This is a genomic window from Maribacter polysaccharolyticus, from assembly GCF_028882255.1.
Taxonomy (GTDB): Bacteria; Bacteroidota; Bacteroidia; order Flavobacteriales; family Flavobacteriaceae; genus Maribacter_A; species Maribacter_A polysaccharolyticus.
In genome coordinates, this window is the sequence record NZ_JARBUY010000001.1 from 908,673 (window position 1) to 930,863 (window position 22,191).

Annotated in this window: 11 protein-coding genes; 4 read left to right on the forward strand and 7 right to left on the reverse strand. The window is 41.6% G+C overall.

The annotated features are described in order from the left end of the window. Position 1: 1 nt before the first annotated feature. From PHU20_RS03895 to PHU20_RS03910, 4 genes are read right to left on the reverse strand one after another with little or no spacing between them, the layout of a single operon-like run. Positions 2–2,488 (reverse strand): heparinase II/III domain-containing protein, encoded by a 2,487-nt coding sequence (locus PHU20_RS03895; RefSeq protein ID WP_274824030.1) that lies wholly within the window; start codon positions 2,486–2,488, stop codon positions 2–4. A 32-nt stretch (positions 2,489–2,520) separates the two neighbouring features. Further along, positions 2,521–3,246 carry an SGNH/GDSL hydrolase family protein gene (locus PHU20_RS03900; RefSeq protein WP_274824031.1) on the reverse strand — a complete coding sequence of 242 codons (726 nt, stop codon included), beginning with the start codon at positions 3,244–3,246 and terminating at the stop codon, positions 2,521–2,523. Next, positions 3,243–4,940 carry an FAD-dependent oxidoreductase gene (locus PHU20_RS03905; RefSeq protein WP_274824032.1) on the reverse strand — a complete coding sequence of 566 codons (1,698 nt, stop codon included), beginning with the start codon at positions 4,938–4,940 and terminating at the stop codon, positions 3,243–3,245. The genes PHU20_RS03900 and PHU20_RS03905 overlap by 4 nt, the downstream gene beginning before the upstream one ends. A gap of 21 nt (positions 4,941–4,961) precedes the next feature. Next, a complete protein-coding gene (locus tag PHU20_RS03910; protein WP_274824033.1) occupies positions 4,962–6,959 on the reverse strand; it encodes a heparinase II/III family protein in 1,998 nt (665 codons plus the stop codon). 567 nt (positions 6,960–7,526) lie between these two features. Here PHU20_RS03910 and lacZ point away from each other — a divergent pair. The 4 genes from lacZ to PHU20_RS03930 are packed head-to-tail and all read left to right on the forward strand — an operon-like array spanning position 7,527 to position 16,474. Then, entirely contained in the window at positions 7,527–10,730 is a 3,204-nt protein-coding gene (lacZ, locus tag PHU20_RS03915) for a beta-galactosidase, LacZ type (protein WP_274824034.1), read from the forward strand. Positions 10,731–10,759: 29 nt separating this feature from the next. Further along, a complete protein-coding gene (locus tag PHU20_RS03920; protein ID WP_274824035.1) occupies positions 10,760–11,878 on the forward strand; it encodes an alpha-L-fucosidase in 1,119 nt (372 codons plus the stop codon). Between the two features lies 1 nt (position 11,879). Beyond that, on the forward strand, positions 11,880–13,382 hold the full coding sequence (locus PHU20_RS03925; RefSeq protein ID WP_274824036.1) for a sulfatase family protein: 1,503 nt from the start codon (positions 11,880–11,882) through the stop codon (positions 13,380–13,382). Between the two features lie 41 nt (positions 13,383–13,423). Beyond that, complete coding sequence (locus PHU20_RS03930) at positions 13,424–16,474, forward strand: glycoside hydrolase family 2 TIM barrel-domain containing protein (protein ID WP_274824037.1); 3,051 nt, start codon at positions 13,424–13,426, stop codon at positions 16,472–16,474. Positions 16,475–16,796: 322 nt separating this feature from the next. On the opposite strand, the gene PHU20_RS03935 is transcribed toward PHU20_RS03930, so the two are convergent. From PHU20_RS03935 to PHU20_RS03945, 3 genes are all read right to left on the reverse strand, one after another. Then, on the reverse strand, positions 16,797–18,914 hold the full coding sequence (locus PHU20_RS03935) for a sulfatase-like hydrolase/transferase (RefSeq protein ID WP_274824038.1): 2,118 nt from the start codon (positions 18,912–18,914) through the stop codon (positions 16,797–16,799). Positions 18,915–18,961: 47 nt separating this feature from the next. Beyond that, positions 18,962–20,506, reverse strand: a complete 1,545-nt coding sequence (locus PHU20_RS03940; protein WP_274824039.1) for a glycoside hydrolase — start codon at positions 20,504–20,506, stop codon at positions 18,962–18,964. A 151-nt stretch (positions 20,507–20,657) separates the two neighbouring features. After that, on the reverse strand, positions 20,658–22,103 hold the full coding sequence (locus PHU20_RS03945) for an arylsulfatase (RefSeq protein WP_274824040.1): 1,446 nt from the start codon (positions 22,101–22,103) through the stop codon (positions 20,658–20,660). Positions 22,104–22,191 lie beyond the last annotated feature (88 nt).

Consider the following 22,191-nt stretch of genomic DNA (forward strand, 5'->3'; position numbering starts at 1 on the left):
TTTATTTTGTTGTTTCGGTTCGTACAATTTTATCATTTACAGCCTCATCCAAGTGTACGGTAACATCCCCCTCCTTTATATTACCGAGGGTTATGTGATGTTGTCTGCCATCTTTTAGATAAACCACCAATTCGTTGGCGTTTTTAGCTTCTATCTTGGAAATGGCACTTTCCCCTTTATAAGGTTCCAATACATGTAAAAACTCGGTTTCCTTTGCATTCACACGCACGCCATAAGTCCTTCTATCCGGGTTATTTCTCATTGTCCGTTGTTTTCCCCCGTTTGGATAATCGGCAATCAGCGCACTCGCTTTTTTGGGCCATAGCGTGAATACATCCAACTTGTTCCCTTCTTCATCAAATTCAACTACCGCACCTTTATTCAGGTTATACCATTGGGCATTGGCAAAGTATTTATAAGGCGAATCTTTCTTATGGCACAAGGTATCCAATAACCTTCCTTTCTTTTTTGCCCCTTTAATGGTTTGAAACCCAACAGGGTGAACCAACCAATCGTAGTTATGCTTTTTGTTCGAAGTGATGTAATCCGCTATGACTACATAATCATCCGTGACAATTGATAGTCGCCTTTGCAGAATGGGCTCAAAATCCCCATCATAATCGGTATCGTCCCAGGGTGGAAATTTTTCAGCATTCCACGTAGGGATCTTTCGCCATCGCGCCTTTGTTTCCACTACGGTAGCCTGCATCATTTTTCCTTTATAAAACAAGGTTTGCTTTGAAGGCACGGCTTCTTGTTGCAACCCATCCACGATGACCATGTTATGGGTGGCCGATGTCTGTACACATTCTTTATAGCCAGGATTACCGTACCCAAACCAAACCATTTCAGCACCAAAATATTTATGCCCATTACGGTCGAGCCCAATCATATTGGTTCTATCGAAATGCCCATGCCAACCACCATGGGTTCCGTATTTAAAATACGCTTGAATTTGTTCTTCCGGAGTATTGTTTTTTGCATGAGATCTTAAGGCGACCAATCCCACATTCGGGGCAAATGCCGAAGCTGTTCTTGGATCCCCGACTTCAGGTAACTCTGGAACCCCATACATCAAAGACACCCATGAATCCCTTTTGGTTTTGCTTAAAACCCAAGCTATATCGTTTAACTTGTAGGCCCTATAGACCAATTCATAAAACGGATCAGGGGTTTTTAAATTGGAATCATTGGTGGCGACCACATTGGCATTTTCATCCATAAACGGAATGTATGGCGTAACCATATCCTCCAATCCGATCGTATTCTTCGTTACAGGTCCCCAGTTATCGAACTTCATACCTGTAAAACCTTCCTTAACGTTTTCAAAATCCTTACTTTTGAATTTTACGGGAAAACGTCTGTGGTATAAATCCCATCCATAATTTTGGAATGCCTGGGCTACCAAACTATAACGTTGCACCACCAAATAGCAATAATTTGCAGTTCCTTCAAACCACCAACCATCATCCATAACCCCTTTTCCTATTTGGTCTGCCATTCCTCCATCGGCCTCGGTCAAATATTCCACCTCGGCTACATCTTGCAAAAACAATGCGGATAGGATCGCACCTGCATTGGCACTTGCTTGGTGATTCATAATGCCTAAAGGATCCATATGCTTTCGGTTCAATTCCAAATAATACCGAAAGGTTGCTTCTATATTCTCCCTGTCCTCAGCCGAGAATTCCGGTTCATTAAAGAGTAAATCACAGGCTGCCGCTAAGTGCAGAAAGAAATTACCTTCATGAACTTGTACCCCATAGGTGGCTGCACCTATTGAAAGGTAGCCTTCTTCCTTATCGCAAACCTCCTTGATAAACCGTATTGCTTTTTCTTTATAGCTCTGCTTTCCTGTTAATTTCCATGCCAGACACAAACGAAATACTTCTTCACTATCATTGGGCCTGTAATTAAAACTAGACCAGACTTTTACAGGTCTGGGTTTGGTGACAATTTTTCTTTCAGGGACTTTATAGGCATCCAGTTCCTTAAGCATGGCATCTAAATTGGCTTTTGCCCAAGGGTAGTTTTTCACTTTCTCCTTGGTTTCGTTGATAATATCATTGGTAACCAATAAAAAAGGATGCTCTTTTACCCTAACCGAGATAAATTCAAGCGATTCTACCCGGTTTCCCAATTCATTTTCAATGGTGATAAAACAGGATTCTTTTCCGCCTTTTGGCATTCTATCGCTAATGATAACCTGAAGTTTCCCGGAATAACTTTCCTGTGGCTTGAGGGTAACCATGCTATCCGATAGCATATATTGACATGCCAAGGTTCTTGGGTCGTTTATTTTTAAATGAAAAATTTCCACTACTTGATTCTCGTTTTTTATTTCGAAACCATAGTGAATGGTATCATTGGCCTTGGCCGATTTAGATTGGATGGTATACGTAACCTGTGCTATAGGGGACTCTTTTGCAATACCCCAAAAGGTGGTCAACCCAATAAAAATCAGTAGATATTTTTTTATTTGAATCATTTAAGTTCTATTCAGTTCTGTTATTACCATCATTACTTTTGAAAATGCTGTTGTATTAATGCGGAAAGCACGGCAGGATAATTTTGCCCTGTAACGGTACCTTTGTTTTTGGTTCCGGCCCCATGGGTAATCGAATCACCGAAACAGACCAACTTTTGACCCTTTTTCAATAGGGCGTTCATTTTCAAATAATCAAAAACCGTTTCAGCTATAAATCGATATCCTAGCGCCGTAGGATGAACCCCATCCTTGGCACCACTATTCCGCTCATTCCTAAAAAACAGATCCACGTTATGTTCGGGCAGTCCCATATCACTGAAGATTTGGAAAAAATCAATATACCCTAAACCGTCTTTTCGGGCCAGTTTCTTGATAATTTGTCGCGTGGAATCCATTTTTACATTCGGTATTTCCCGATAAGCGTTTCTGTCGTGTCTTTGAAATAAATACACCGAATCAACGGGAGGCGGGGTCATTAAAACCACCTCTACCCCCTTAACCTTTATTCTTTGAATGATTTCCTCCAAATTGTGCGCATAGTTTCTATAGGAAATCATTTTTTTGGAATTCAACATATCGTTGGTTCCTACCATGACAATAACCAGATCGGGATTATGTCGTAGCACTTCGGCATCCAATCGTTCCAATAGATTTTTGGTATTGTTTCCACCGATACCCGCATTGAATACCTGTGCATTGGTGGTTTTAGGTCCAAGCAAGGTCAGTATCAAAAGCAAGCAATTTAGGCCTTGTTTCATTTTTCGGTATTTTCCGGTGCCTTATATTCCAAAATCTGACCGTCTTTCCTAAGTTGCCTGTCCAAGGCCTCAAAAGGAACATCGTACAGGCTAATATCCGCATCAAGTGCCATTGCCGCGAGAGTCCCTGCACTTTGTCCCAATATCATGAATACGGGCTCCATTCTAATGGAACCAAAGGCAATATGTGAACTGGAAACCGCTGCCGGGACCAAGAGGTTTTTACACTCTTCCTTTTTGGGCATAATGGTGCCCAGGTGAATCTGATACGGCCCTGGTGGCTCTACCCCCAAATCACCTTCGTTCTGTACAAATCCCCCTTTGGTGATGTAGCGTTGCGTATTGTGGGAGTCCATGGTATATGACCCCATACCAATAGGCTTATCGACCTTGTTCTTTCCCAATATCTCATTCTCCGTCATGACGAATTCCCCTAGCATCCGCCTTGCTTCACGAACATAAATTTGATAAGGCCAGTGGCCGTTATCAACGAACTCATCCTTGGCAAGTCCCCACTTTTTAAAATCCTCACGCAGTTCTTTAGGCACGCTTTCATCATTACCCCAAAACCAAAGGAGACCTTTATGGTACTTGGTATGTTCCTCCAGGATTAGTTTTCTCTTTTCATAAGATGCTTCCGGGTATTCATAGTTCATCCCAATATTATCGGAACTAAACGGCCCCACATTATTGACGTCCCGCTTTTTATTGGGTATTTTTCCGCCACCGAACATGGCATGTCTTCCTCCCCTGAAAACACGTCTTAATAACTCATATTGGGCAGGGTCGTAGTTTTCGGGCTTCTCGAAAGGGACTACATTACCTTCTGCATTGGTCGTACATAATCTATAGTTATATGCCTGAACCCGATGATCGCCTTCTCCATTTTCACCAGGGTCTTCCGTTGAGATGCGGGGAAGCACCCCACTGGTAGAATCCCCGGGAATCATATATGGACTTATGTTCAATTGCTGAAAATTATGGCTGTGGTGATACTTTCCTTTCTGCACACCGTTCCACTCTTCGCCATAAACGCTATTCGCTTCCCTACCCACGTGATAGCCAACACCGGCCGCAGCCATTAAGTCGCCTTCGTAAGTGGCATCTACAAATATTTTTGCCTTATATGTGGTACCTTCCAACAGGGTAATCGAAGTGATTTTCCCATTGGAAGTCTTAACCCCATTTTCCCTATCCAACCATTTGTCGCGTAATACTTTTATATCGTGTTCTTTTACAAATTTTTCAAAGATTTGTTCCGCAACATGGGGTTCAAAAGTCCACATGGTTTTATATTCATCATCAATGGCGGTGGTACCTTGACCGACATTACCATATTCATCTTTGGGCTGCCATCTCCAAGCCTTATCATTTTGATAATGTTTGTATACCTCTTGATAGAATTCCTTTGAAATGCCGCCAATAACGCTTTTATTCCCTAAATCGGTGAATCCCAATCCACTGGCCGACAATCCTCCGATATGCTTATCAGGGCAGACGATCAAGACCGATTTGTCCATTCGCACCAACTGGACGGCCGTCGAGATGGCCGCGGAAGTCCCCCCGTAAATCACGACGTCGGCATCGATATTATCCTGCTTTTCCGATGATGCACAAGCCGTCAGCAAAACCCCTACTATCAAAGTTAAAATATAACTTCGTCGTACTTTTGATCGGATTGTTCCTCTGTTCATTTTGAAGCCTTATAAGTATAGTTAATTTACCGGTGTAAAAATGGTCGTTATACTCCCTGAACGTAAAGGTGCCACAAAATCGACTCCAATGCGGTATGCGGTCTTACCACTCCTTAAATGTTTTACAGGGACTTTTTCCGGTAAGATGCCCACAACTCCACCTTCAGCCATTATTTCAACCTTTACTTGCTGATTTTCAGTAGTAATAAGTATCGTATGGTCATCAAGGACTTCATAAGCATCCGAAACCATAACCGCCGTGCCGAAGGTCATTGATTCCGATGCTTTGAAACTGTCCGTGATAGTGATGGTTCCTTTCCCCTTTTTGTTGTTGACCATGGTTCGCTCCAACTTCTGCAACCCCTCTACTTCATAGGCCGGCTTAATGTCGATGACCACCTTATCACGATCTATACTGAATTCCGTTTCGGTAATCTTACCTGAAAATTCATTGCCATTGGATTGCAGTGACCCGGCCACTCTCGGTACCGGATGCCCCCAAGAACTACGGGCCTTATTCTCTGGCGAAAATGCCCCGGCCGTGTACGACGGAGCCCCGATATCCCCTGTTATCAAATCGTCTTTGTATACCACAATATAGGTCCCTACATCACTGTGGTTATGGTTTTCGGCATTGTGTCCGGCCTTAACGGCAATGGAAAAGGGTTCTTGTTGTTTCCCCCTCGAAATCACCATGCCAAAATCATCGAAATAGGAATGATCGGGTAATTCCGTTTTTCCTTCAATAGGATTTTCCTCAGGGGTAAAAGCAGTCGGATGTGCCCAGGCGACCAACTGTTCCGCAGCTTCTTCCATTCTAAACTCGGATGGCTTTATGGCCCCATAATACATGGCGGAAAGCGCATTGGCAAAATTGCTCCCTTTTTTTGATATCGTTGATACCCCGTCTGAAAAGGGGGCGCACCTTTCGTTCTGAATTTCGAACTTTTCCGGAAAATTCCCAACGTTCTTTAGTTTTTCCGAATTATCGGCTGCGAATAAATTGATTTTACCCCCGGTATAATCATATAAAATCTGAGCCAAATACAGGTAATGTCCAAAACCGTATCCCCAATAACCCAATCCTTCAGAGCAATACCCATCCTCCCCGAAGCCACTGAGATAATAGTTCATGCTATTCAAGGCACTACCCACGGCTGCAAGTCGTTCTTCCTCCTTATCGGAAATTGCGATTGTAGCGAATATGGTGCCACTTGTACAAACGGAATTCCAGTTACTGGTACTTTTGATCCACTTATTGTTTTCATCCAAAATGGAGCAACTTTTTAGGTAAGTATCCACAATACGCCACTGAAGCTGCCCTGCAATTTCCTTTCTAAAGGCATCACTGAGTTTATCCCTTAACAATACCTCGGCCATTGCCAGTACCATTCCGAATTTTCTGGCCCCTAGATCAATGGAGACACGCCTACCTTCAAGCACACCGTTGTCTTTATCGTCATGGTTCGGGTGCAACCATGACTTCATTTCCATGATCGCTTGGATATATACCTTGATCTGCGGTAAAAAACGGCCTTTGTTTTCCAAACACTCCCCCAAAATAAAATGTTCGAGCCTATCCATGGTACGGTAATACCTTGGTTTGTATATGCCTCGGTTTCCTTCAAGATTGGCCCTTCGATAAATTTCATCGGTAATGGGCACTTCCGGTTGTTTGTCCAACACTTCAAGAGCGGATTTCAAATACGCTTGGCCCGATGAACTGTTCGCGATTTCTTCCCAATATCCCCTATTGGAAATGGCCGGTGCAGGTTGAAAGGTTTGTTTTGGCAGTACGGCTTTTAACATTTTTATTTGCTTGGCCGAAGGGTAGATCTTATCGCCATCGACATATTTGAGATATACCCCAATATCCAAGGTATCCCCGTTTTTGCTTTGGTTACCAAAAGCGATGGTAAAACACAGCAAAAACCCGAAACCGATTAAAGACATTATCTTCTTCCCTATAGCCATTCTTGAAACTTTCCTTTTATACTGAAGCAATATATTTATTCCCAAGGGTATAGGTTTTAAATCATAGCCCATGGATTATAAATTATAACCACTATCGTCATTAATGGCCAAAACATGAACTATTTATAGGACGATTGTACCAATGCAAAAAGTCCATTGGCCAAAAATGCCCTAGCCCCACCATCGGCATTGGGCAGTGATAAAAAAACAACGGAACAGGATCTTCAGTACGGGAAAAAGGGCGTATTGCACGTATCGGCAAGGACCATCTCCGAGAGATAGTCCGTAGCTCGGAAATAAAGGCAGCTTCATTTCCCCCGCCCCCTAAATATTGCCTTCCCTGAAAAAAGGATAGATCAAAATTCCGTTTTTATAATTTTAGAATCCAGCACTGCTCTTAAAAGGGAGGGGCTACAATTTAGACCTCATTTGAAAACCACCTATTTTTCAATGGTCTACATCCGATTATAGATTAAAATTCAACATTTGTACCCCCTTTATGATAATTGTAAACTATGGTTTTAAGCTAAATTTGTAGTTAATGGGATTAAAAAATGATATCAAGAATCATTGCCTTTGCAAAATGGAAAAATCAATAACCTTATAAATATAATGAACAAATACTTTTATTTATTAATAATTGCCAGTTTGTATTTTTCAAATGGACAAGCACAAGTTAAACCTATTTATAAAGCTGACAAATGGGAAAACCCTGAATGGGAAAATCCTGAGATCTTTCAATTAAATAGGGAAAAACCTACGGCATCTTTTTACAGGTACACGAATACCATTGATGCTTTGGAAAATAATTCGTGGAACAATTCCAAGTTATATAAATCCCTCAATGGCACGTGGGATTTTTATTATGCCGATAGTGTTTCCGCCCGCCCAACGGAATTTTATAAAAATGATTTCAGCTTAAGGGGATGGAGTACGATCAATGTACCTTCCAACTGGGAAATGCAAGGATTTGGCATTCCTGTTTATACCAACAGACATTATATGTTCCCTGCAAATCCTCCATTTATTCCACATAACATGAATAATATAGGTAGCTATAAAAGGGAATTTGAGCTTCCCAAGAATTGGGATGGCAAAGATATTTATCTTCATTTTGCAGGCGTTAGCGGAGCTATGTATGTATGGGTAAATGGAGAAAAAATCGGATATAACGAAGGAAGTAAAACACCAGCGGAATTTAAAATCACCAATGTTGCAAAATCGGGAAAAAACACCGTATCCGTTCAAGTATTACGCTGGTCTGATGCCAGTTATATGGAAGATCAAGATTTTTGGAGGTTAAGCGGAATTGAACGTGATGTGTACGTATATGCAACTGATAAGGTTACCGTAAGGGATTTCAGAGTCATTGCAGATTTGCAAAACAATTATTCAGATGGTGTTTTCAAAGCAGATTTACAGCTAAATAACAATACAAATAGAACCGCTGAAAGAATAGTTGAGCTAAAATTGTTGGACGGTGCTAAAAAAGAAGTATATACGGCCTCAAAGACGGTTTATTTAAAAAAAGGAGAACATAAAGTTGGTTTCTCCGAGGTGATCAATGATGTAAAAACCTGGAATGCGGAACATCCTAATTTGTACACCTTGTTAATTGATTTTAAAGACAAAAAAGGAAATACCATCGAGGCCACATCAATAAAAGTAGGTTTTAGGAATATTAAAATAGAGAACAACCAGTTTTTGGTAAATGGCAAACCTGTATTGTTAAAAGGGGCAAATTTGCATGACCACAGTGATACGGAAGGCCATACTGTTTCCGAAACCCTTACCATGAAAGACTTAGAGGTCATGAAGCAAAACAACTTAAATGCCATTCGTTGTAGCCATTACCCAAAAGACCCCCATTTTTATAGATTGTGTGATAAATATGGTTTTTATGTCGTGGATGAGGCCAATATAGAAACACATGGTATGGGAACCACCAATCAAGGGTTGGACAAAGACTTAAAAGCACAAGCGGTACACCCTGCATACCTACCGGAGTGGAAAGAGATGCACATGGATAGAACGATTAGAATGTTTGAGCGCGATAAAAACTTTCCGTGTATTGTTACTTGGTCTTTGGGTAATGAAGCAGGAAACGGCGAAAACTTTTTTGCAACTTACAAATGGTTGAAAGAACAGGATACCACCAGACCTACCCAATATGAAGGCGCGACCAATTATGCCAATACCGATATTCAAGCGCCAATGTATTGGCCAATAGAGCGCATGATCCAGTATGCCGAAAACAACCCTAAAAGACCATTGATCCAGTGCGAGTACGCACATGCGATGGGTAATAGTGTTGGAAACTTACAAAAATATTGGGATGTCATTGAACAGTACGATATTATGCAAGGCGGATTCATTTGGGATTGGGTCGATCAAGGTATTTTGACCGAATCCGAAAAAGGTGAAGCCTATTGGGCTTATGGAGGTGATTTAGGTGGCCATGATTTACAAAATGATAAAAACTTTTGTTTAAATGGTATCGTAAACCCCGATAGAACACCACATCCCGCTTTATATGAAGTGAAAAAAGTATACCAATATATTAAATTCAAAGTGTCCGATTCAGCCAAAGGAGAAATTGAAATAACCAATAAGTATGATTTTACCAACTTAAAGGGTTATCAATTTACTTGGGTTCTATTGGAAAACGGCAAAGAAATTTCAAACGGAAAATTACCAACTTTAGATGTTGCTCCCTATCAGTCCGAAATAGCAAAAGTCGATCTCCCAACATTACCAAACCCAAATGCCGAGTATCACTTAAATATTTACGCCTTAAATAAAACAAAAACCGATTTGATGCCCGTAAATCATGTGGTGGCTTTTGAGCAATTTCAACTTACACCATCTGTTTTCAATACCGAATTGCCCTCCTTAAAAGAAAAAATGGAAGTTTCTTCCACTAATGGCATTACAACGATTTCAAATGACGACTTTGAGTTGAAATTGAACGTTTCCACAGGTCAATTGACATCATTGGATTATGGCAACGGAAATATTTTTATGGAAAGCATTTCGCCCAATTTCTGGCGACCGGTAACCGACAACGATTTTGGGGCAAATTCCCCTGAAAAATTAGGGGTTTGGAAACAAGCTACCGATAATCATGCCTTGGCTGAAGTTAAGGTTCTTAAAGGAACGAAAAACATAACACAATCAAAAAAATCAAAAGTAAAAGGAAATGTTCGCATCCAAACCATTTTTGATTTACCATCGGTAAACGGACAAATTGCCATATCTTATGATATTCAACCCACTGGAGAAATTACCGTGACCAATACCTTGAGTGGAATTAACAGCGATTTACCTCATCTACCAAGATTCGGGGATAATTTCATCATCAAAAACGAATATCAAAATGTTGAGTGGTTTGGTAGAGGGCCACATGAAAATTATAATGACAGAAATTCTGCCGCCATGGTCGGAAACTATCAAGCTACGGTAGATGACTTGTATTTCCCATACATCCGCCCGCAAGAAAATGGCTATAAAACGGATGTACGCTGGGTAAGTTTCACAAATAACAAAGGTGTCGGCATCAAAATAGAAGGTTTACAACTATTGGGTTTTAGCGCCCATCATCAATACAATTCCGATTTTGACGCAGGTAAAGAAAAACAACAGCGCCATACTACGGACATTCAGAAAAGGGATTTTGTCAATATTAATGTAGATTACAAACAAACCGGAATAGGTGGCGATAACAGTTGGAGTGTAAAGGCTTTAGCCCATAAAGAATTTAGGGTTCTCCCACAAGACACAACGTATTCCTATAAAATCACCCCTTTAAAACACTAAATTCCATAAACCCACCAAGACTTTGAATCATGAATAGAAAAGATTTTATAAGAGTATCATTGCTGGCCGGAGCAGGAGCTATGATTTTCCCAGGTTGTAGTGGCAATAGGCAAAGTATCCCTAACTATTTAAAAGACTATGGGGATGCCTATAAAATCAACCCGAGAGAAGCTGCGCTCCAATGGTTTAAAGAGGCCAAATACGGTATGTTCATTCATTATGGGTTGTATTCCTTATTAGGAAGGCATGAGTGGGTCATGTATAACGAAAAAATTCATGTAGCCGAATATGCCCAACTTAAAGAGCGATTTACCGCAGATAAATTCGATGCAGATTTCATTACCGATTTAGCGCTTGAAGCTGGGATGAAATACATTAACATAACGACACGCCATCACGATAGTTTTTGCCTGTGGGACACCAAATACACCGATTTCAAAAGTACTAACTCACCAGCCGGAAGGGATTTAATCGCTGAACTTTCGGACCAGTGCAACAAAAAGGGAATTGCCTTATTTTTATACTACTCACATGGACGGGATTGGAGGCATCCCGATGCGCCCAACAATGATCAATGGGGCGGAGCGGCAAGACCAAATTACGAAACCCAAGAACCTTTTTACAATTATGGCGATGACCACGATCTGAATAGGTATTTAGGGTTTATGACCAATCAGGTAGATGAATTGTTAACCAACTTCAAAGATGTTGCGGGAATTTGGTTAGATGGGTTTTCTACCCCGGCTTCCGGAAATCGTTCGCTGTTTAAATGTCAAGAATTGTACGACTTGATCCACTCCAAACAACCTCAGGTATTGGTATCTTACAAACAAGGTATGTTAGGAACCGAAGATTTTTTAGCTCCTGAAAGAAAGTACGAAAAAGGGGAAGTTATGGAAAAGCCATTGGAAATTTGCGACCATTTGCAGAGAAAGGGATGGGGCTATACAAAAACTCAAGATGGAAAGCACAAAACCAAAGACGAAGTCATAAAAATGCTAAAAAAAGCCAATGACTATCCCGCTAATTTACTTTTAAACACAGGGCCCTTACCCTCTGGGGAAATGCATCCGGAAGACGTCAAGGTCTTACGGGAAGTAGGCCAAGAAATCAGGACCAAAGGCTGGGAAGGGGTCTTAAATTCATAAAATGAAAATGACAAATAAAAGTTTATTGATAATTTGCTTACTTGTTATTGGTGCTGTTTCTTTTAAAGTAACCGCCCAAAACAGTAAACCTAATGTATTATTCATTTTTGCTGATGATCAAAGGGCCGATGCCATGGGCTGTTCCGGGAATACCTATATACAAACCCCTAATATTGATAAATTGGCCCAAAACGGGGTAAGGTTTACCAATAGTTATGTCATGGGCGGTCATCATGGTGCCATTTGTGCTCCAAGCAGGGCGATGTTAATGAGTGGTAAAAGTTTGTTTCATGTATATGATAAATTGGATGGCGTTAAAACCATGCCCATGCATTTTGCCGAAAATGGTTATGAAACTTTCGGAACGGGAAAATGGCATAACAAAGCCCCTAGTTTCGAGGCTGGTTTTCAGTATGGCTCCAATGTGTTTATTGGTGGAATGGCCGACCATTTCAATACCCCTATGAGGGATCTGGGAAAAGATGGCAAATTAAGTGAACCCGTTAAAAAAGGCTACTCCACCGATTTGTTTGCGGATGCGGCAATAGATTACATCAACGGTTATGCCCAAGAAAAAAAAGACCGACCGTTTTTCTGTTATATAGCTTTTACTGCCCCACACGATCCCCGTTCTCCCAGAGAAGATTACATAGGTATGTATCCTGATGAATCCATGCCTTTACCTGGGAATTTTAAAGCATTGCACCCGTTTAAGTTCGATAATCTAAATATCAGGGATGAAACTTTGGGGCCATGGCCTAGAACCCCCGAATTGATCAAGTCTTCGTTGGCCGATTATTATGCGCTAATCAGCCATATGGACAATCGTATAGGCGATGTTATAAACACCTTGAAAGAACAAGGATTGTACGATAATACGATTATTGTTTATGCTGCCGATAACGGCTTGGCTATAGGTAGCCACGGTCTGTTGGGCAAGCAAGATCTGTATGAGCACAGTACTAAAGTGCCATTGATAATCAGCGGTCCCGGTGTACCTAAAAGTGAAACTAGGGATGCATTTCTATATTTATTTGATATTTATCCGACTTTAGCCGAATTATGTAACTTACCAGAACCAACAGAAATTGATGGGAAAAATTTCACATCGGTATTGGCAGGAAAAGAAACAAAAATCAGAGAATCACTTTATACCGCATATAGACATACGGCCAGAGCGGTAAGGACCGAAGACTGGAAATTGATAAGATATCCCGAAAGGGATTATACGCAGTTGTATAATTTAAAAAAAGACCCCTTGGAGATCCGTAATCTTGCGGAATTGGACGCATATGAATCCGTAGTAGAAAACATGTTGCTTTTGTTAGCGGATTGGCATGCATCAACCGATGATACGGCAAACCTCAATCCATCAACCATTTTACCCTTAGAATATGACTATAAGAAGTTGATGCAAATACCGGATGACAAACAACCAAAATATATTTTAGACAAATATTTTCAAGGAGTTGATTTAAAAACCGTAAAAAAAACGGGACATTAATCCAAAAATAAAAGGAATGTAAAACTCCTAAAACTTCATCTATGAAGTGTAATTCATTGGTTCCATTTATTTTTTTTATCCTACTATGTCCAAATTATGGTTTCTCCCAAAGAGAAACCATTGAATTGAATACGAACTGGAAATTCGTTGAAAAGGATAACCCAAACTTCTCAAATCCCAAAACAAACACATCAAATTGGAATGATGTACAAATTCCACACGATTGGGCTTTTGAAAAAGGGATATCCAAAGATGGTGCCCAAGGTGCAAGTGGCGGATATTTTGATGGCGGTATCGGTTGGTATCAAAGAACATTCAAAGCCTCTAAAAAATGGTCGGATAAACGTGTCATAATTGATTTTGACGGTGTTTATATGAATAGTGAAGTTTGGGTAAATGGCCATTATCTGGGTAAACGCCCTTACGGCTATATATCATTTCGTTATGACCTTTCCAAATATTTACTACCTGGGAACAACACCATTGCCGTAAGAGTTGATAATTCGAAAGAGCCTTCTGCTCGGTGGTATCATCCTTGTGGCATTTATGCTCCGGTGCGTTTAATAATTACCGATAAAAAGTTTATACCCCCTCATGGTGTATATGTAACCACGCCGACAATTACGGCTGATTTCGCCACTGTTAATATAGAAACATCCCTCCAGAATTCGAGTACATCAAAATCGAAAGGTATTTTGGAAACATCGATTCTAGATGCCAATGGAAACCTTATTTCAAAGAACAGTCGAAAGTTCGTCAGCAAGGGGTCCAATCTTCAACTAACTACGCGATTGAACATTGAAAATCCTAAATTATGGAGCCCAGACAATCCGTACTTGTATATGGTTATCAGCAGGTTAAAAGAAAAAGGCAAATTGATTGACGAGGTAAAGACCCGCATAGGAGTGCGTTCCATTGCTTGGAAAACCGATACGGGGTTTTGGTTAAATGGAAAAGCCACAAAATTACTTGGAGTTAGTGAACATTATGAAGGTGGGCCTTTAGGAGGTGCATGGACCAAGCCCATGTTACGTTGGAAATTAGGTTTGTTAAAAGATATGGGCGTGAATGCCATACGTACCGCACATAACCCCGCACCACCGATATTTTATGAATTATGCGATGAAATGGGGATTTTAGTGATGGATGAAATATTTGATGGATGGTCAAAAAAAGCAAAAGAAGATTATGGAAAACAAGCTTTTGATGGTTGGTGGAAAAAAGATATGACGGAATGGTTGTTAAGAAACAGAAACCATCCATCCATTGTTATTTACAGCGTGGGTAACGAAACAAAGGGAGATATAGCCAAAGAATTGGTGGCCTTATGTCATGATCTAGATCCTGAAAAACCGGTCACTTCCGGACATAGTTCATCAGAATACATGGATGTATATGGAGTAAACGGTGGAAGTGAGAAGCAGGGATTTTTCAATAAACCCCTACCCAATAAACCTTTTGTGTCTACGGAAGCACCACATACCTGGCAAACCAGGGGGTATTACCGCACTAAAACCTGGTTTAGGGATGGTTATCCCAATAAAGGGCAACAACCCTTTGAGTTACCTGATTTAGCTGCAAAGGAAGTATTTCATTATGAATGGGCCCCTGTGAGTAAATGGAAAAACGGGAAACAACATTTCAACTCTTCATACGACAATGCCATGGTCCGGATCTCTGCGCGTAAAAACTGGGAGTTGATGAGGGATTTACCCTGGTTTAGTGGCCATTTCCGTTGGACAGGATTTGATTATTACGGTGAAGCGGGTTATGTACATGGCGGTTGGCCATTCCGTTTGTTTATGGGAGGTGCGTTGGATGTGGCGGGGTTTAAAAAAGACTTGTTCTATTTTTATCAAAGCCAATGGACCGAAGAACCAATGGCACATATTTTACCTCATTGGACCCATCCAACGTTGGAAAAAGGAGTGGAAATTCCGGTTTGGGTATATTCCAATGGTGATGAGGTAGAATTGTTCTTAAACGGACGTTCCCTGGGAAAAGACAAACCAGGAACACAATGGAACGACATGCAATGTGAATGGATGGTGCCTTGGGAGCCCGGAAAATTGATAGCCAAAGCGTATAAAAATGGAGAGGTAGTGGCCGTATCAAAACAGGTAACAGCTGCAAAACCTTCAGGCATCCAATTAAAGCCAGAAAATGACCATATTGATATTCCTCATGATAAAGTAGCCATTGTTACCGCCTATTTGGTTGATGATAAAGGTGTTTACTACCCTTATGGGGAAAATAAAATTCATTATCACCTTAAAGGGAATGCCGTGTTACTCTCTTTAGAAAACGGCGATCCCGTGGACACCACCAAAAATGTCGGGGTCAGCTCAAAAAAGGCTTTTATGGGAGCTACCAGGGCTTTCTTAAAATGGTCTGGATCCGATAAAAACATTGCCTTGACCGCAGGTGCGATTGTAGGGGAAAAGCAACTGTTAACCTCTAAAAAAGTAAGTATCGATGTAAAAACCCTATATGTAACGGGAACAAAAAAAGAAGCATCCTTTACGGTATATTACACCATTGACGGAACCATACCCACAACAAAAAGTCGCATATATAAAACTCCTTTTGAAATTGATTCAGGAACAACCGTAAAGGCCATTGTTGTCGATAATGGACAAGTAATATTGAATATGGAAGAAAAGTTTGACGAAGAATTGGGCTTATCTTTTAATGACGTCAAAACACAAAAAACAGCAAAAATAAACACGAATGGCATGTTAGCAGCCGATGCCGATATAGAAGGAGCTAAAGTGGTTTCCATTGACGGTAAGCACTTTCTGGATTTCAAAAGTGGTGAAGGAAGTGTAGTTTGGTATCAGGAAAATGATGGAAGTGCAGGAACATTCAGTTTAAGGTTCACTTATGCTTCAAATGATTTAACGGCTAGACCGATGGAGCTTGTGATCAATAATGAGCGTGTTGGTATCATAGATTTCAAATCATCAGGGGCTTGGAACGTTCAATGGAAAGAAGTCAAGGTCAAAGCCCTGTTACAAGCAGGGGCCAATTATATTGAATTGAAAACAATTGGAAAAAGCGGACCCCATCTCTTCATGTTGAACGTGGAGTAATCCGTTAGGTGATTTTCACTTGGTTACAGTGTGCTTTACTTGAGTGACTCCAATTCAAGTAAATTCATGCAAAAGCGGGTCGATCGACTATAAATCCAGACCATACCAATAGGCCAAGTATCGTTAATATTTTTGGTTGACGGTTTGTCGGAAAGTGTAGGGGATAAAAACAATGAAATCGCTAAATCTAAACTCCTCTTTAGATATGGAACTGCTTGATTATCCCAAACTTTATTAAGGTTATCGTCCTTTATTCCATTGGGATGCCTTCCTCCTTTTAATCGGTCGGGTTTAAAGGAAGGAGGGCACCTCAATTACACCCCTAATTCTTTGCTATAAACAATGCCTCTTCCGGAATGGCATTTTTCACTATTCCAGGCCCGCTCCATTCCAATTTAAGGGATGGTTTCCCCTTTCTGGGGCTTTTATGGAAAACCCTAAAAGGATGCAGGCCAGCCTTTAGTTTAATGCTTCCGCTTTTGGGTGATCTTTGAAAATACCCATAATCCGCATCAACGACCACCGCATCATGGATTCTCAGAAGTGCCCCCGAGTTGGCCGATAGGTAAAAAGTATATTCTCCATCAACGGGGACCCGTATATACCCCTCGAAGAACATAGCTCCAGAATCATCACCGCCATTTATGGTACCGTTCAACCGGTCAACGACACCTGCTTCATATTGGTCAAGGGTTGCCACTTTGGGCACCCATGGAAAATCGCCCTTAAAGGACTTCCATGAAACACCATTTTGAACATCCTCCTTGTCCGAGGCAGGAATGAGGGCATTATCATAAGGCCTTATTGCCGTACTATTTGGGATTCGAGACCCTAGGACCTTGTCCTTCATCTTTTGCTGCAACGGGGCCAGCTTTGGGTCATTCGCCAAATTGCGGGTCTGTTGGGGATCCTTGACTACATCATAAATTTCAAAATCATCGTTATGGGATTTGATATCGTAACGCAGCCCAACATAATCGTCTATACGCACCAGCTGCATTTGATTGCGACGACGTCCTTGGTGCTTCGGAATAAAATCTGAATATTCCGGTGTTTTACCCGGCTGATAATATTCTATATAGATAGTACTCTCGGGCTGTTCACCTTTTCCCAATAATGAAGGCAATAGGGATACCCCATCAGATACGGCCGGAGCGGGAAGTTTGGCCATCTGTGCAAAAGTAGGCATCCAATCATAGGATATACTGGGGGTGTCAATTTTATTGCCTGCCAGAATATTCCCTGGCCATAGTGCCAATGTGGGCATACGCACGCCCCCTTCCAGACAATCGCGCTTAATTCCATCAAAAGGCCCAAAACTCTTGAAAAATGTAGGTTCTATGGGTTCATTAGCCAAATAGGATTCCCTTGAGGGGCCATTGTCGGAAGTAAATACAACCATGGTATTTTTATCAATTTTCAAATCCTTGAGCAGTTGCAGGATATCGCCCACAGCATCGTCTATACGTCTCGTGTCCGTTGCATAACGTTTATAGACCTCTGGCCAAGCTACATGTGGGGTTTCCGGTTTCCCATCATCATCATAGGTCGCATCGGCATAATCGGGATGCATCCAGGAATCCACCTTTCCTGAAGCCGTATTGATCATATGCCCCGGCTCCCCCAACCATTGAAGGCCTCCTTTTAAACCACCTCCTTCCGGATAGGCCTGGGTAGGGAGTTCGAGAACGGCATGTGGGGTATCATAGGCCAGGAACATAAAAAAGGGGGTATTGGCCTCCTCGCTATTTTTAAAATCCACTATCCACCTTTTAGCGGCTGCCGTAAACAAGTCAGTCGTATAACATTTATCCAGATCTTCGGCTATATTGACCCTGTTTTCATACACTTCCTTCTTGCCCCTATAAATACCTTCTTTGGGATAGTGCTCATGGCCATCACCATGCCGTATATAGCCAAGGTAATAATCGAAGCCGCGGTTAAGGGGGTGGGCCGTCCAGTTAGGAGCCTTCCCGCCCTTACCTTGTAAACCCCATTTGCCTATGGCCGCTGTGGTATAGCCCGCAGTTTGCAATACGGACCCTAAAGTATGGTTGTTGTCCAAGGCCTTGTCGAACTGATTGTCCCTCATATTGGCATGACCCTGACTCCGTCCTAACAACAGGGAGGCTCTGGAAGGTGCGCAAACAGGGGCTGCGGAATAATGCTGTGATAGCAAGGCTCCTTCTGCTGCCATTCGATCCAGATTGGGCGTATACTCCCTCGGATGGTCTTCCCCCTTTTCCTTGTCCCTCATATTCTGAAACAATACCCCTAGGTCTCCATACCCCAGATCATCGGTAAGGATGAAAATGATATTGGGCTTTTTGCTCTCCCCAACATCCACCGGTTTCACATTACTTTGGGCAGTTAATGTTTTTGTGCCCACCATCAGTATTAGGGCGAACATAATTTTTGAAATCGTTGTTTTATAAGGCATAAAGCGTTTTTTCTTTTTTGATTAAAAATGGTTCGGGCAAATAAGCATTAATCCACCTCCCTTAAAACAAGTGTGGTCAGTGATTTTCCCAAGACCTGTATTTTATTTTTACCTAATTGAGCGTTGGGCATTTTACTAAGGTCATTAGATTCATTGGTAACATAACTCTCGATTTTGGTTTTTGACGGTAAGGCTACATTCAATTTTACATCCATAGCGGTATCCCGTTGGTTTACGATAACCAACACCAAACTTTTGTCCACATTCATATAGCCCGATATCAATACCCCATCCTTCAGGTTTTCCTCTTTGTTGAAATTGTCATAGGTAACCGAGACCCTTTTCGCCCCGGGCCTTATAAACCGTGAATAATTCCCCAAGGCCCAAAGCAATTTGGAGTCATGGAAATTCCCATCCCCATTGTCCTTATCAACATAAATAAGTCCGTCCTTAAAGTCATAAGGACTCATAGCCAACCACCAGTGCCAGGCACTGGCATTGGCAATGGTAAGATCGGCATGGATGAGGCGGGCTACATACAGCGCTGTGGACATCCCAAAATCCCGACCTTTCCCCTTGATTTCCTCATTGTTCTCCAAAATACAGTATTCGCTCATCCAATATTCCAAGGAAGGGAATTCCACTAGTTTTTCGGCAATTCGTTCCCTTTCCTTTTTCAGTTTTGAAATATCCCAAGTAGTAAAATAACTATGTGCCGCGATCTTTGGGGCTAAGGATTTTAGATTCCCCAAATAATTAGGGCTTTCAGGGCCAAAAAAAGATGCTATTTGATTGCTTCTATTATGGTACTTTTCTTTTTCCCCTGTCAAATAGTCTATTTGACCGGCTTCTGTAATTTCAAGTTTGGTATCTATTTTATGCCGTGTAAAAACCGAATCGATCACCCTAGTTGCATTGGCCAATTCGTCATTGTTCCAAGGCGATCCTTCCTGCCCCCCTTTCCACTCCCATTGTGGTTCATTGAACGGACTTATATAATCAAAATCAATAGCTAGACGACCCCTAAAATGTTTTAGTACCCTTGTAAGAAAGTTGGCATAATCGACATAATTGTCCTGGGATAAATTGGACGAGAAGCCATCATCGGAATGCGCCTTATTGTTTCTTGTTAACTGTATAGGCGGACTATTGACAAACGCAATGAATTGATTTACCCCTCGTTTCTTCGCCGCTTGTAAGAACCATTGTTGCCCAGCCTGCTTTTGCCAATCATAACTCCCATCATCCTGTAAAAAACCTTCAGCCCTTCTCCATAAATCCTTTATACCACTTTCTTCACCTTGGGTCCTACTCCCCGCCCCAATATTAAAACGCCATGCCGACAGGCCAATTCCCATGGGAGAACCATTGGCATCGCTTTCCATGCTAAACAACCAGTCGGCCATTCGTTCTTTTTTTTCGCTGGGCCATAGACCCGTATACTGGGCGGACCAAGCATCCGAGGCCGCGAAATTGTGAATGGACTGGAAAAGGATATTTCTATTTATATGGACTTCAATAGTAGCATTTTGCTGTGCATGCGTCCCATAAAAAGAGCACAAAAGAAAGTATATTTTCAACCAGTTTTTCATCTCGGCTATTTTCTGGATTACATTAAGGTAAAATAGTTTTTTCAACCTAACCTAGGGGGTAGGGCAAATGGGTGACATATATCGTTGAAAAGAACCCTATGTATACTGATAGGGTTCTTAATAACTAAACTAATCCAACAACTAACAATTCTTATTCTTCACTCAAATAGGTGCCTTGATCAAAGGTAAACACCTCTGAGGGCGTCCTGGCTTCTTCAAAAATATTTTTCATTTCTTCTACCACCTTTGGATAATCCTTGGCAAGATTATTCTCTTCACCCAGATCGGAGTCCAGGTCATAAAGCTCTATAGAAGCATCGGGCGAACTAAACACATTGTATTTAACGGCTTTCCAATTGCCTTTTCTAATGGCTTGTCGACCGCCTTTTTCATGAAATTCCCAATAGAGATATTCATGTTCATTTTGATCTTTTTCCTGACCTAAGAGGGTCGGCAAAAAGGAAATCCCATCCAAAGAAGGAGGAACTTCCAAATCAACGATATTGGAAAACGTGGGAAATACGTCCCAAAAGGCTGAAACATGATCGGTTCTGGTATTTGGTTGAACGTGCCCGGGCCATTTTACGATTAAGGGAACACGAATCCCCCCTTCATAAAGATCTCTCTTGGTCCCCTTAAAGGGACCGTTACTGTTAAAATAATCCGGGTCGGCACCACCTTCAGTATGGGGGCCGTTATCCGAGGTAAAAATCAAAATGGTATTGTCCGCAATACCCAACTGTTCCAATTTGGCCATAATCTCCCCAACTTGATTGTCCAATATATGAATCATGGACACAAAGGCGGCATGGGGTTCTTTCTGTGATTCATAGGGCCCTTTTCTGTATTCAGGTCCGTCATCCACACCCACATAGGCTTTTTCTGGCGGGAATTTTCCTCTGTATTTTTGCATGATTTCCTCGGGAGCTGCAAGTTCTGCATGGGGTATGATCGATGCCACATAAAGAAAAAATGGATTATCCCTGTTGATTTCAATAAAATCGAGCGTTTTCTCATGTATGAGTTGGGGTGCATAAACCCCTTTTTGCTGCCCTGAATTTTCCTCCAACACCAAAGAGTCCGAATTGGCCCATAGGTGGCGCGGATAATAATTATGTCCCATGCGTTGGCAATTGTACCCAAAAAAAGTATCAAACCCTTGGTTCATAGGGTCGCCTTCGGAATTTGGAAAACCAAGTCCCCATTTGCCAAAAGCTCCGGTGACATATCCGGCCTTTTTCATGGCTTCCGCCAAGGTATAGGTATTGTCCGGTATGGGGTACTGCCCTTCGGGTTGTATTTCCTTGTTACCCCTAACAAAGGTATGGCCGGTATGCATTCCCGTCAACAAAGCAGATCTAGACGGGGCACATACCGTACTACCGGAATAATGTTCGGTAAAAAGCATTCCCTCCCTTGCCAACTTATCTATGTTGGGTGTCGTAAACTTCCGCTGTCCGTAGGCACTTAGATCCCCGTAACCCAAATCATCGGCCAAAATGTAAATAATATTGGGTTTGGCAGCCTTTTCCTGTGTACTTTCGGTTGTGGCTCCCTCAGTGAGCTGTCCCTTGTTTTTACAAGAGGACAATCCCATTATCAAGGATATTAATATAACTAAAAAGATAGGTGGTCTGATCATTATAATGGTATTATAAAATACCATGGGGCAGGTTAAATTGCCC